A 12,479-nucleotide genomic window follows, 5' to 3' on the forward strand; every position below is an offset into this window, starting at 1 on the left:
GGCCGTGTCCCTCACCCACAGGGCCGTCCCCGACTCGGGGGACACCCGGGCCACCGCGTCGCCGGACGAGGCGCTCGCCGCCCTCACCGGCCCGTCCGGGCCTTTTCTCGTCGGTGTCCGGCACCACGCGCCGTCGCTGGCCGCCGCCGTGCCCACGCTGCTGGACGAGGCGAAGCCGGACGTGCTGCTGGTCGAACTGCCCGCCGAGATGCAGGAGTGGCTGCCCTGGCTGGGGCACGAGGAGACGCGCGCCCCGGTCGCGCTCGCCGCCGCTCCCGCCGACGGGAGCGGCGGCCCGGGCGGTCCGGCGTTCTACCCGTTCGCCGACTTCTCGCCCGAACTGGCCGCCGTGCGTTGGGCCGTCCGGCAGGGCGTGCCGGTGCTCGCCTGCGACCTGCCGCTCGCCGACCGGGCGTGGGGCGAGGGCCGGCGGTCCGCCGGCCCGCGGGCGGGCGGCCCCGGTCTCGCCGCGGCTCTGCGTACACGGCTGACCGGCCGTCCCGGGGACGACCTCTGGGACCGGCTCGTCGAGGCGACCGCCCCGGGCTCCCCGCCCGAGGCCCTGCGCCGGGCGGCCCTGCTCACCGGCTGGGCGCTGCGCCAGGACGCGGCCGCCGCGGGCGGCGTACCGGGGTTGGACCTGCGGCGCGAGCGGTGGATGCGGGCCCGGCTGGCCGAGGCCACCGCGCACGGTGAGCGGGCGGCCGTGGTCGTCGGCGCGTTCCACGCCCCGGCGCTCGTACGGCCGGACGCGGGGACGGGTGCCGAGGTCGGCGCGTCCCCGGACACGGCACCGGTACGCCGGGAGACGGGCGCGGAGGCCGTGACGACGGCAGACGCCCAACGGCCCGGCTGGACGACATCGTTGATCCCGTACACGTACGCCCTTCTCGACGAGCGGTCCGGTTACCCGGCGGGCATCCGGGATCCGGAGTGGCAGCACATGGTCCTGCGGGCGGCGGGTGATCCGGCTGCGCTCCATGAGGCGCTGACGCGGGCGGCCGTCCGCATCTGCGCCGAACTGCGCGGCCTCGGGCACCCGTCCGGGCCCGCCGACGCGCGGGAGATCAGCCGGCTCGCCTCGGACCTCGCCCGGCTGCGGGGCTTGCCCGCGGCCGGCCGCGGTGAACTCGTCGAGGCCGTGCAGACGGTACTCACACAGGGTGAGCCCTACGGGCGCGGGCGCGCCGTCGCAAGGGCGATGGAGCGGGTGCTCGTCGGCACGCGCGGCGGGCGCCCCGCCCCGCAGGCGCCCCGCAGCGGACTCGTCCCCGCGGTCGAGGCCGAGGTGGCGGGGCTCGGCCTGCCCGGCCCGGCGGAGGGCAGCCCCGGACCCGCGCGGGATCTGCGGCTCGATCCGTTGCGGTCCGGTCTGGACCGGCGCCGTGAACTGCTGCTGCGCCGGCTGACGGTGTGCGGGGTCCCCTACGGGGAGGCCAGGGAGGTCGTCGGCGCGGGTGGTGCCGAAGCCCTCACCTCACGGTGGGAGGTGCGCTGGACTCCCGCCACGGCGGCCATGCTGACCGCGGCGGGCGTACGCGGGGTCACGCCCGCGCAGGCCGCCGAGGGTGTGCTGCGCGAACGGCGGCGCGGGGAGCGGGACGAGGGCGGGCCGACCGCCGCCCGGACCCTCGAGGGGCTCGAACGGGCGGCCGAGTGCGGCCTGACGGTGCTCGCGGACGAACGGCTCGACGACGTCGCGGACGTCCTGCCGCAGGCCGGTACGCTGCCCGAACTTCTCACCGGTCTGGCCCTGCTGGACCGGCTGCGAGCCGGTCACGTCCCGGGCCTTGCCCCTGCGGCCGACCGTGAGGCCCGGGCGGCGGCCGTGGCGGAGCTGCTCACGGCCGCGGCGGTGCGGCAGGTGGACGGTCTGACCGGTTCGGAGGACCCTGCCGACGCCCACGCCCTGCTCGAACTCGCCCATCGCGCCGACCTGCTGGGCGGCATCCGCCTCGCCGACGCCCTGAACCGCCTGTCCGCCGACGGCTCCCCGCTCATGCGCGGTGCCGCCGGGGCCGTACGGGTCCTGCTCGGGCAGGAGGACGCGCGGGTCTTCGGCGACCGCGTGGCCTCCTGGGTCGACGGGGCCACCGACCCCGGCTCCCGCACGGCGCTGACCGCCCGGCTCAGTGGCCTGCTGACCGCCGCGGGTCCGCTGCTGGAGGCGGCGGCACCCGCGCTGGAGCCGCTGCTCACCCGGGTGTCCGAGCTGGCCGACCGGGAGTTCCTGAACCGGCTGCCCGCGCTGCGCGGCGGCTTCGACACCCTCAGCCCCGCGGCCCGCGACCGGCTCCTGGCCGCCGTCGAGGAACGTCTGGGCGCCCCGCGCGTCGCCGAGACGGACGGTACGGATCCGGCCGCGCTCGCCGCCTGGACCCAGGCGGACTTCGCGGCCCGTGAGGCGCTGGGGTCGCTGGGGCTGCTGCCCGTGTCAGAGGGCGGCACCGGAAGGCCCGGCGTCACGGCGGAACCCTCTCCCGGGTTCGGGGAGAAGGACCCCGCCGTCGAGCCGGCGATGCCCCGCCTCCTCGCCCCCGCCGACCGGTGGCGCCTTCTCCTCGGCCGTCGCACGGACCAACTGCCGTCGTCGGCAGGACCGCTGGCGACCGCGCTGGACGAGCTGTACGGGAGCGGACGCGGCGAAGGCAGCCGGGGCGATCTGACGGGTGCCGGGGCCGCTGGTGGACGCCAGGCGCCCTACCCCGGGGTGCGGGAGTGGTCCGAGGAACTGGCGGCGCTGTTCGGGCCGGGCGTCCGGGAGGAAGTGCTGGCGGCCGCGGCCGCGTCGGGCCGTACGGACGTCCTCGCCGAGCTGGACGCGGACAGCGTGCGGCCCTCCGTGGACCTGCTGCGCTCCGTGCTGCGGCATGCGGGCGGGCTGCCCGAGGCGCGGCTGGCCGCGTTGCGGCCGCTCGTGCGGCGGCTGGTCGACGCGTTGACGCGGGAACTGGCCACCCGTCTGCGTCCCGCCCTGCACGGCACGGCCCTGCCGCGCCCCAGCCGGCGCCCCGGCGGCGGCCTTGACCTGGCCCGCACGCTGCGGGCCAACCTGGCGACCGCCCGCCGCGGCCCGGACGGCTCGGTGCAGGTCATCCCCGAGCGGCCGGTCTTCCGTACGCGGGCGCGCCGGGCCGCCGACTGGCGGCTGATCCTGGTCACGGACGTGTCCGGGTCCATGGAGGCGTCAACGGTGTGGGCCGCGCTCACCGCCTCGGTGCTGGCCGGGGTACCGACGCTCTCCACGCACTTCCTGGCGTTCTCCACGGAGGTCATCGACCTGACCGGGCACGTGGAGGACCCGCTGTCGCTGCTGCTGGAGGTCAGTGTGGGCGGCGGCACGCACATCGCGGCCGGTCTGCGGCACGCGCGCGAGCTCGTCACCGTGCCCTCGCGCACCCTCGTCGTGGTCGTCAGCGACTTCGAGGAGGGGTATCCGGTCGGCGGGCTGCTCGCCGAGGTCCGCGCGCTGGTCGGGGCCGGCTGCCACGTCCTGGGGTGCGCGAGCCTCGACGACACGGGCCGGCCTCGCTACTCCACGGGAGTCGCCGGTCAGCTCGTCTCCGCGGGCATGCCCGTCGCCGCCCTCAGTCCGCTCGAACTCGCCCGCTGGGTAGGGGAGAAGATCGCATGAGCCCGGACCTGCCTCCGGTCGTCCCGTCCGTCACCGCCGAACTCGTCGGCGCGCTCTCACCCAGGCTCCGCAAGCGGCTGGACGCGGGCGTCGCCAAGCTCCTGGCGCGTCCGGCCGTCCGTGACGGCGACACCGTGCGGATCGCCGTCGACGACGAGACCGACGTCGTACTGCACGCACCCGGCGGGAGGGTGGCCGGTGTGGACGCGATCCGCTGCGGATGCCTGCTGGCCCCCGACTGCCTGCACCGCGCGGCGGCGGCCTCGGCCGCGCCCGTCGCCGACGACACCTCGGGTACGGAGGCGGCCGAGGCTCCGGAAACGGCGGCGGCTTCGGAAGCAGCCGGGGCTCCGGAAACGGCCGAGGCTTCGCAGAGGGGGGAAGCGACGACGACGGTCACGGCGAAGGAGAGGGACCCGGCCGGGCAGGCGGAGCCCGGCACCGCCACGGACGACCAGCGCGCCGCCGCCCGGACGGTGTTCGACGCGGCTGCCGCCGTGCTGGAGGCCGGCACGGACGGTGCCGGCGCCGTGCTCCAGGCGGAGCTCCTGCGCGCCGCGCACTCCGCCCGCCTCGCCGGCCTGCCGCGGGCCTCGGCCGCGGCGGTCTCCGTGGTGACCGGGGTCCGCGCGGCCCGCTCCGCCGACGCCGGCCACCGCCTCGGCGACCTCGCCGACGCGCTGGCCGACGTCCTGGGCGTCGCACACCGCCTTCCGCACACCTCCGGCCCGGAGCTGACCGAGCTGCGCGGCTCGGTACGGCAGCCGTACCGCCCGGACGGCTCCCTGCGCCTGTACGGCCTCTTCTCCGAGCCGGTGCTCACGGCGACCGGCTACGCCGGCGCGGTCACCTGGACGGCCGGTGCCGACGGCCGCCTGTACACGGTCTCGGACGTGGCACCGGGCGGGCCCGCCCGGGCGACCGGCGCCGCCGACCGGGCCGTGCGGATCGGCGACACGGCCCTGACCCACCGAGAGCTGTCGCGCGCGGGCCTGGCGGTGTCCGGTGCCACCGTCTCCCCGACGGGCCGTCTGGGAGCGGGGGCGGCGGTACGGGCGGTCCGCGCGGCCGGTACCGCCTGGCGCGGCGAGCCGCTGGACCGGCTGTGGGCCGTACCCGTCGCCGAGCAGGTGGCCCGGGCCCTGGACGGCGGGCAGGACCTGCTGTTCCTCGAAGTGACCCTGATGGGCACGGTCCGGGAGACGTCGGGTGACTGTCTGCTGGCCGACTGCGCGGGCGTACCTGTGCGGCTGGCGAAGGCCCATGACTCACCGTCGCTCCCCTACCGCGACAACCTCCGCCTGCTCGCCGCCGCCCGGGGCAGTCGGCTGCGGCTCGTCGCGCGTCTGGCCCCCGGACCACTCCCCCGCGCCCTGCCGCTCGCCATCGAGCATCCGTCCGACCCCATGGCCCGGGTGGACCTCGGCCTGGACCGCCTCCAGCACGCGGACCTGCCCACCGATGCGGCCGCGCCGGCTGCCGCCGCCGTCGCCGCCGGGGACGAGGCCCCGCTGCACCTGCTGCGCCGTCGTGTGCACCAGGCGGTGTCCGGGGGCCGGCCTGTCCTGTCCTTCTCCCGGAGCGGATCGGGTGACAGCACTCGCCTGCGCCGCGCCGGTCTCGTCACGGCGGCCGATCTCCTCGACGACCTCCAGGCGGCCGCGGCGGAGCGGTCCCGCGACGCCTTCGGCCGACTGCTCCCGGCCGACACGGACCGCTTCGCCCGCGCCTGGCTCGCCGCCGCCGTCTACACGGGCGTGGTCGAGCGGGCGTTGTGCGCGCAGGCGTGGGGGGGGCCTCGGCGGCGGTCGCCACTCCGGCCGGGATCCCGCGCATTTAGGTCAGGAACCGTCCTACACGGCTTCTAACGTGGTGCTCGTCCACGGGAACACCACTGACGGAAGCCGGAGACGATGACCGCAGCAACGCACCACGCCGCCACCCCGACCACGCCCGCGCCCCACCCCACCGGCGAGCGCGCCGACCTGCTGGAGGCGCTGGCGCACCATCGCGGGTTCCTGCGCCTGACCACCCGTGACCTGACCGACGAGCAGGCCGGACGGCGGACCACCGGCAGCGAGCTGTGCCTGGGCGGCCTCATCAAGCACGTCACGTCGGTCGAACGGTCCTGGGTCGACTTCATCCAGCACGGGCCGGAGGTGCTGGGCGACTGGAACAACATGACCGAGGCCGACTGGACCCGGCGGGCCGACGAGTTCCGGATGCTGCCCGGCGAGACGCTCGCCGGGGTGCTGGAGGCGTACGCCGAGGTGGCCCGCCGAACGGACGAACTCGTCGGGACACTGCCCGACCTGGACCTGTCCCACCCGCTGCCGCCGGCCCCTTGGCACGAGCCGGGCTCACAGTGGTCCGTCCGCCGGGTGCTGATCCACATCATCGGCGAAACGGCCCAGCACGCGGGCCACGCCGACATCATCCGAGAATCCCTGGACGGCGCAAAGAGCATGGGGTGACGAGAGATTCCGGTGGGCGGCATCGCGGCGTGACGCCTACCGGTGCGGCGTTTCGGTGAATGGTGCAGGTGTCTCGGCGCTGTTCGTTCCCTTCGGTCGGCCGTGCCCGGCACGGTGTTCACTGCTGTGCCCTGCCGGGCGTCCGACCCTGGTGCTTCGGTATCGCCTCGGCTGAGGGCTGTGTCAGGTGCCGAACCGAGCTGGGAGTGTGCAGGGTGCGGAGCCAGGAGCTGGACGGACCTGAACGGATTGTCCTGGGCGAGCGCCCCGAGGCGGCGGTGCGGCTGTACGGCCTGCCGCCGGCCGGCGCGGGGGCCGATTTCTACCACCCGTGGCTGGCGCACATGCCGGAGTGGGTGGAGTTGTGCTCGGTGCGATTGCCAGGTCGGGGCCCCCGGGCCGACCAGCCGTCACTGACCGACCCCGCCGATCTCTCCGCCCGCCTTGCCGGGATCGTCGACGACCCGGCCGACGAGCGGCCGTTCGCCGTGTTCGGCCACAGTGTGGGTGCGCTGATGGCGTTCGAGACGATGCGCCGGCTCCGGCGGGACGGCGGACGTCTGCCGGTCTGGGCGGGGCTGTCCGCGCTGCAGGGACCTCAGGACGGCGCCTACGCCAAGGGCCTTCTGCCCCTGCTGACCAACGGCACGGAGGGACTGGCCACGCTGATCGGCGGCCCGGTGCCGCGCTGGATGCTCGGTGACACGCCGTTGATGGCCGCCCTGGGCACGCCCTTGCTCGCCGACTGCCTGCTCCTGCTGCACCACCGCCACCGCGCGGAGCCGCCGCTCGACGTGCCCCTCGGCCTGTACGGCGGTACGCAGGACCCGACCACCGACGCGGAGCAGCTCAGCACCTGGAACAGCCTGTTCGCCGCACCGGCTGAGCCTCGGCTCTTCCGTGGAGCGCACATGTACACGAACGAGCAGACCGAGGCGCTGGCGAAGCAGGTGGTCGCCGACATCGCGAGGGCCTGCGGCAGGGCGGGGGTCCGCCAGGGCCCGGTGGGCCGCGAGAACGTGGTGCCGAGCGTATGAGCGCTGTGGACGCCGCACGGACACCGGCCGCACACGCGGGAGGGGGCTGGGCGGCGGGGGTGATGTGCCTGGGCATCTTCCTGCTGGGGACCTGACCTGACCGTCCTCAACGTCGCCGTCCCCCAACTGCGCGACGCGCTGGGCGCGCGAGGACACCGACCTGGACATCGGCCTCGACGTCGTGGCCAAGGGGGCGCGCGAGACGCGGGTGCGGGCGGCGGTGAGTGCCTCGTACGGCTTCGGAGGGCAGAACGCCGTCCTGGTCCTCACCGGCTGCTGACGTGCGCGGCGACACGGGAGGCAGCGCTCAGCCGAGTGGGTCGTGGCCCCAGTTCATGAGCGAGTGGCGCCAGCGTGAGTCGCGGACGTCTCCCGAGGGGCGCTGAGCGAGATGACGGCGGATGTAACCGACCACCTTGCGCATGTGCTGATAGTCCTCGTCCGACAGGTCCTTCTTCTTGCTGCGCAGGATGTCGAGGATGCGGCGTCCGGAGGCGTGCCCGGTGGACTCACCGCTGTCCCCGCGCTGGCCCGCGTCACGGGAGGCGCCCGTGTCGAGCCAGTCGCCGAGCGCGGACGGTGTCATGTTGACCAAGTCGTCGAACGCCTCCCGCGTCTCACGCTTCTCGTCGCCCCGCACGCCGCGTCACTTCTTCTTCCGCAGGGCGGACGGCTTGTGCACCGCGGACCTTCCGGACTTGTCACTGCGCACCTCGTACTGCGGCTCCTCGGCCGAGGCGTCCACGGTCCGGCCGGCGGCCTTCGTCCGCTTGGTGATCTTCTTCTCCACCTTCCCCTCCGCCTCGCCGCCATGACTGCTCCAGGTGACCTCGTCACCCCGCTTCAGGGACTCGTCCCGCTTCTTGTCCTTCGCCATGCGGTTCTCCTCGTACGGGAGCGGGCGCGTCGGGTGCGTCCGCGACTGGTTCGTGTGCGTGGTCTGATTCCACGGTGTGCGAGGCGGGGCTGTCTCGCATCCCGGGTGCGGCCGCCCCGGGGGAGGTACCGCCACGTCGACTTGATAGGTAAGTGAGCACTTGCCTATGCTGTGGTCGTGGCCGACGACCTGTTCAAAGCCCTGGCCGACCCCACCCGTCGCACGATCCTCGACGAGCTCACGGAGAAGTCCGGACAGACCCTGTTCGAGATCTGCTCGCGGCTGAGCATGAAGCACCAGCTCGGCATCTCCCGTCAGGGGGTCTCCCAGCACCTCGCCGTGCTGGAGGCCGCCGGGCTCGTCGAGACCAGGCGGGAAGGCCGCTACAAGTTCCACGACCTGAACACGGCCCCGCTGCGACAGATCGCCGAGCGATGGCTCGTGTCCGACACCTCCGAACCGGAGAGCACCTCATGAAGATCCACCTGACCAGCGTCTTCGTCGACGACCAGGCCAAGGCCCTGCACTTCTACACCGAGATCCTCGGCTTCGAGAAGAAGCACGACGTCCCGGTGGGTGAGACAGACCGGTGGCTGACCGTCGTCTCGCCCGACGAGCCCGGCGGCACCGAACTCCTCCTGGAGCCCGTCGGCCACCCGGCCGCCAGGACCTACCGCGACGCGCTCGTCCAGGACGGCATCCCGCTCGCCCAGTTCGCCGTCGAGGACGTGAACGAGGAGTACGAGCGCCTGCGCGGCCTCGGCGTCCAGTTCCTCCAGGAGCCCCTGGAGATGGGTCCCGTCACCACCGCCGTCTTCGACGACACCTGCGGCAACCTGATCCAGATCGCGACGAAGCCGCAGTAGGCCGACCCTTGAGCGCCCGTCGCATCACTCCCCTCGCCGGCGCAGACCCGACTTGGTGATCGTCGTGGTGACCAGGAGGTCGGTGATGAGGTTGTGGTCGAGGGCGTTGCTCCCCGCTACTGCGACAGCCGTCGGTCTCCTCGTCATCCGGGCGAACCCCACGAGACGTCGGAGTGCGCGCGCCGGTACGGGCCGTGTCGAACCGTGCAGGGCGGGTACCCAGGGCTAGCGCGGAGGGAGTGATCCGGATGGTGCAGGACGGCGACGACGCGATGCTCGCCCCACGGGCCGAGGGCAGCGGTCTGCGGCTGGCGGCGCAGCCGCCCGCGGAGCGGTCCGGGCCGGACGAGGCGGCCGGTGAGCTGCCCCTGGATCGCAACCAGGCGATCCTCGAAGCCGCCAAGCAGGTCGGCACCCTGCTCAAGCGCGGCGGGCACGACTTCGCGTTGGCGGGCAGTGTCGCCGCCTACGCCCACGGGGCCAGCGAGAACCTCCAGCACGACGCCGACTTCTGCATCCGGCCCGAGGACTCCGAGGCCGTCGCCGCCACGCTGCGCGGGGCCGGGTTGCCGGTGCACACCCCGCCCGAGGACTGGCTGCTGAAGTCGACGTGCTTCGGGCAGGACATCGACATCATCTTCGAGCTCGCGCACCGCCCCGTCTCGACGGGCATGCTGGACCGGGCTCAGGAGATCCCGGTGGACTCCGTGCGGATGCCGGTGCTGGCGCCGACCGACCTGCTCTCCAGCCTGCTCGCCGCCTTCTCCGAGCACCACTGCGACTTCGGCGCCGTCCTGCCGATCGCCCGTGCGCTGCGCGAGAAGGTCGAGTGGGAACGGATCCGCGAGGACATCGGGGGCGAGCCGATGGCGGACGCCTTCCTGTTCATGCTCGAACGCCTGAACGTGATCACGCCACGGGAGGAGCTGCCATGACCGGTCCCGACGCACGGGGCGCGCCCGGCGCTCCGGCCCCCGAGCACCTGGAGTACCGCGTCGCCCACCTCCGTGACCGGCTCGCCGCCGGGGACCTCGGTGAGCTCGGGGTGCGGATCGAGGTGCGCGGCGAGGCGGTGCTGCTGACCGGCACCGTGCCCTCCGCCCGCTGCCGCGACGACGTACGCCGTCTCGCCGAGGAGCAGCTGGCCGGACTGCCGGTGCACTACGACCTGGTGGTCACCGACTCGTCCTCGCCCGATCACGCGGAGGACCTCACATGATCCGGATCGCCGCCGTCGGGGACATCCACATGGGTCCCGACAGCCAGGGCGTGCTGCGCCCGGCGTTCGAGACGCTGCCCGACTGTGCCGACGTCCTGCTGCTGGCCGGGGACCTCACCCGGCACGGCACACCGGAGGAGGCCCGGGTGGTGGCCGGGGAGATCGCGGACCTCGGCGTGCCCGTCGTCGCCGTGCTGGGCAACCACGACCACCACGACGACCGTCCGCAGGAGGTCACGGCCATCCTGGAGGACGCCGGTGCCCACGTCCTGGAGGGGCGGTCCACGATAGTGACCGCCGGTGGTAACCGCATAGGGGTGGCCGGGACCAAGGGGTTCGGGGGCGGCTTCGTGGGGCGCAGCGCCGGTGAGTTCGGTGAGCCGCTGATGAAGGAGTTCGTGCGCTACTCACGCCGGTGCGCCGACGGGCTGCGTACGGCGCTGGAGCGGCTGGCCGGCGAGGACTGCGACGTACGGGTCGCGCTGACGCACTTCTCCCCCGTGCCGGAGACGCTGGCGGGTGAGCCGCTGGAGATCTATCCGTTCCTCGGCAGCTATCTGCTGGCCGAGGCGATCGACACCGCGGGCGCCGACCTCGCGGTGCACGGGCACGCGCACGCCGGCACCGAGCACGGCATGACGAGCGGCGGCGTTCGCGTGCGCAATGTGGCGCAGCCGGTGATCGGCCGGGCCTTCCACGTCTACCACGTGCCGGTCGGTGCGCGACTGCCGTAGCGGCGGGCTGAAACAGCCGCGGACCGGTCGGCGCGCCGCCGCGGCAGGGCGGCGTACTGCACTTGGCGCCCCTTCGCGTCACCAAAGCGCGAAACACCTCCGGGATTGACATCGCGCGGTCTTTTCCAGGCAAGCCCTAGGGCTTCGGGACGGTTTCTCCCCGTACCTGACTGGAAGGAGACCTTTCGCATGGTGCACAGACATGCCGCGGCCGGGCGCCGTACGGCTCTGGTCGCGGTCGGCGCGTTGATGCTGAGCGGGATCTGTTCGACCGCCGCGACCGGGGCCGAGCCGCCGCCCCTGGCGGGTCCGCTGCCCTCCGCGACGCAGACGCTCGGGGCCGACCGGCCGTCGGCTGAGGTGCTGCACGCGCTGGAGCGTGACCTCGGTCTGACCGGGCAGCAGGCGGCGACGCGGCTGGTGAACGAGGCGGAGGCGGGCACCCGTGCGGGCCGCCTCCGCCTCGCGCTGGGCGAGCGTTTCGCCGGCGCCTGGCTGAGCGGCGCCACCTCGGGCACGCTCACCGTCGCGACCACCAGCGACACGGACGTGACCACCATCCAGGGACAGGGCGCGAAGGCCGCGGTCGTCGACGCGTCCCTGGCCGACCTCACGGCGGTCAAGGGCAAGCTGGACAAGGCCGCCTCCCGGGTCAGCACGCGCAACGCGCCGCAGTGGTTCGTCGACGTGCCGAGGAACAAGGTCGTGGTCGAGGCCACGAGCAGGTCGGCAGCGACCGCCTTCGCCAGGGCCGCCGGCCTCGACACCGGGCAGGTCGACGTCAAGGTGTCGTCGAAGCGGCCGCATCTGATGGCGGACATCACCGGCGGCGACGCGTACTACATCAACGGCGCGGCCCGTTGCTCGATCGGCTTCTCGGTCACCAAGGGCGAGCAGCAGGGCTTCGCCAGCGCCGGTCACTGCGGCGACCCGGGCGACCGGACCACCGGCCACGACCAGACCGAGCAAGGCACCTTCCAGGCCTCCACCTTCCCCGGCAAGGACATGGCGTGGGTCGCGGTGAACGACAACTGGACCGCCACCGCCGGTGTCAAGGGCGAGGAAGGCGAGAACGTGCAGATCGGCGGCTCGGTCGAGGCGCTGGTCGGGGCGTCGGTGTGCCGTTCCGGCTCCACCACGGGCTGGCACTGCGGCACGATCCAGCAGCACGGCACGAGCGTCAGCTACGCCGAGGGCGTCGTCGACGGTCTGACCCGCACCACGGTGTGCGCCGAGCCGGGCGACTCCGGTGGCCCGTACGTCTCGGGCGCCCAGGCGCAGGGGCTGACCTCGGGCGGCACGGGTGACTGCACGCGCGGTGGCACCACCTTCTACCAGCCCGTCAACCCGGTCCTCGGTGACCTCGGGCTCACTTTGAAGACGGCCTCCACCGGTGCCGCGGCGCCGGGCCAGCAGGACGGTGGCCAGACCGACGGATGGGCGGCCGGCCGTATCTACCACGCCGGGGCCACCGTGACGGTCAACGGTGTCCGTTACCAGTGCCTGCAGGCCCACCAGGCGCAGGGCGCCTGGGCGCCGGCCGCCACACCGGCACTGTGGCAGCGGGTCTGACGGTCCCACGGGGCCGGGCGGGGGGGGGGGGCGGGCGCCCCCCCCCCCCCCGCGCGGCGGGGTGTA

The 12,479-nt window shown here is 74.2% G+C and carries 13 protein-coding genes; 10 read left to right on the forward strand and 3 right to left on the reverse strand.

Features of this window, described 5'->3' with window-relative positions; all coding sequences use genetic code 11:
* Positions 1–4 precede the first annotated feature (4 nt).
* The 4 genes from ACFV6X_RS18225 to ACFV6X_RS18240 all read left to right on the forward strand — a co-directional run bounded on the left by ACFV6X_RS18225 (position 5) and on the right by ACFV6X_RS18240 (position 7,145).
* A complete protein-coding gene (locus ACFV6X_RS18225) occupies positions 5–3,634 on the forward strand; it encodes a DUF5682 family protein (protein WP_385384445.1) in 3,630 nt (1,209 codons plus the stop codon).
* Positions 3,631–5,502, forward strand: a complete 1,872-nt coding sequence (locus ACFV6X_RS18230) for a hypothetical protein (protein WP_385384448.1) — start codon at positions 3,631–3,633, stop codon at positions 5,500–5,502. Before ACFV6X_RS18225 ends, ACFV6X_RS18230 begins: the two co-directional genes overlap by 4 nt.
* Positions 5,503–5,547: 45 nt before the next feature.
* Entirely contained in the window at positions 5,548–6,108 is a 561-nt protein-coding gene (locus tag ACFV6X_RS18235; RefSeq protein WP_385384451.1) for a DinB family protein, read from the forward strand.
* 215 nt (positions 6,109–6,323) lie between these two features.
* Entirely contained in the window at positions 6,324–7,145 is an 822-nt protein-coding gene (locus ACFV6X_RS18240) for a thioesterase II family protein (RefSeq protein ID WP_385384454.1), read from the forward strand.
* 307 nt (positions 7,146–7,452) lie between these two features.
* Here the strand turns inward: ACFV6X_RS18240 and ACFV6X_RS18245 are convergent, their stop codons facing one another.
* Positions 7,453–7,785, reverse strand: coding sequence for a DUF3140 domain-containing protein (locus ACFV6X_RS18245; protein WP_385384457.1), 333 nt, complete (start codon positions 7,783–7,785; stop codon positions 7,453–7,455).
* A 6-nt stretch (positions 7,786–7,791) separates the two neighbouring features.
* Positions 7,792–8,022 (reverse strand): DUF2945 domain-containing protein, encoded by a 231-nt coding sequence (locus ACFV6X_RS18250; RefSeq protein ID WP_385384460.1) that lies wholly within the window; start codon positions 8,020–8,022, stop codon positions 7,792–7,794.
* 177 nt (positions 8,023–8,199) lie between these two features.
* Here ACFV6X_RS18250 and ACFV6X_RS18255 point away from each other — a divergent pair, with 177 nt between their 5' ends.
* Entirely contained in the window at positions 8,200–8,499 is a 300-nt protein-coding gene (locus ACFV6X_RS18255; protein ID WP_385384462.1) for an ArsR/SmtB family transcription factor, read from the forward strand.
* Positions 8,496–8,888, forward strand: a complete 393-nt coding sequence (locus ACFV6X_RS18260) for a VOC family protein (RefSeq protein WP_385384465.1) — start codon at positions 8,496–8,498, stop codon at positions 8,886–8,888. Before ACFV6X_RS18255 ends, ACFV6X_RS18260 begins: the two co-directional genes overlap by 4 nt.
* Positions 8,889–8,912: 24 nt before the next feature.
* On the opposite strand, the gene ACFV6X_RS18265 is transcribed toward ACFV6X_RS18260, so the two are convergent.
* Positions 8,913–9,035: a hypothetical protein gene (locus tag ACFV6X_RS18265; RefSeq protein ID WP_385384468.1), complete on the reverse strand. Its 123-nt coding sequence runs from the start codon at positions 9,033–9,035 to the stop codon at positions 8,913–8,915.
* A 101-nt stretch (positions 9,036–9,136) separates the two neighbouring features.
* Here ACFV6X_RS18265 and ACFV6X_RS18270 point away from each other — a divergent pair, with 101 nt between their 5' ends.
* From ACFV6X_RS18270 to ACFV6X_RS18285, 4 genes are all read left to right on the forward strand, one after another.
* Positions 9,137–9,823 (forward strand): hypothetical protein, encoded by a 687-nt coding sequence (locus tag ACFV6X_RS18270; protein WP_385384471.1) that lies wholly within the window; start codon positions 9,137–9,139, stop codon positions 9,821–9,823.
* Positions 9,820–10,107 (forward strand): BON domain-containing protein, encoded by a 288-nt coding sequence (locus ACFV6X_RS18275; protein WP_385384474.1) that lies wholly within the window; start codon positions 9,820–9,822, stop codon positions 10,105–10,107. Before ACFV6X_RS18270 ends, ACFV6X_RS18275 begins: the two co-directional genes overlap by 4 nt.
* Positions 10,104–10,841: a metallophosphoesterase gene (locus ACFV6X_RS18280; RefSeq protein ID WP_385384476.1), complete on the forward strand. Its 738-nt coding sequence runs from the start codon at positions 10,104–10,106 to the stop codon at positions 10,839–10,841. The genes ACFV6X_RS18275 and ACFV6X_RS18280 overlap by 4 nt, the downstream gene beginning before the upstream one ends.
* Before the next feature lie 189 nt (positions 10,842–11,030).
* Complete coding sequence (locus ACFV6X_RS18285) at positions 11,031–12,413, forward strand: carbohydrate-binding protein (RefSeq protein ID WP_385384479.1); 1,383 nt, start codon at positions 11,031–11,033, stop codon at positions 12,411–12,413.
* The last annotated feature ends 66 nt before the right edge of the window (positions 12,414–12,479 follow it).

The sequence above is a fragment of the Streptomyces sp. NPDC059861 genome, from assembly GCF_042731435.1.
Taxonomy (GTDB): Bacteria; Actinomycetota; Actinomycetes; order Streptomycetales; family Streptomycetaceae; genus Streptomyces.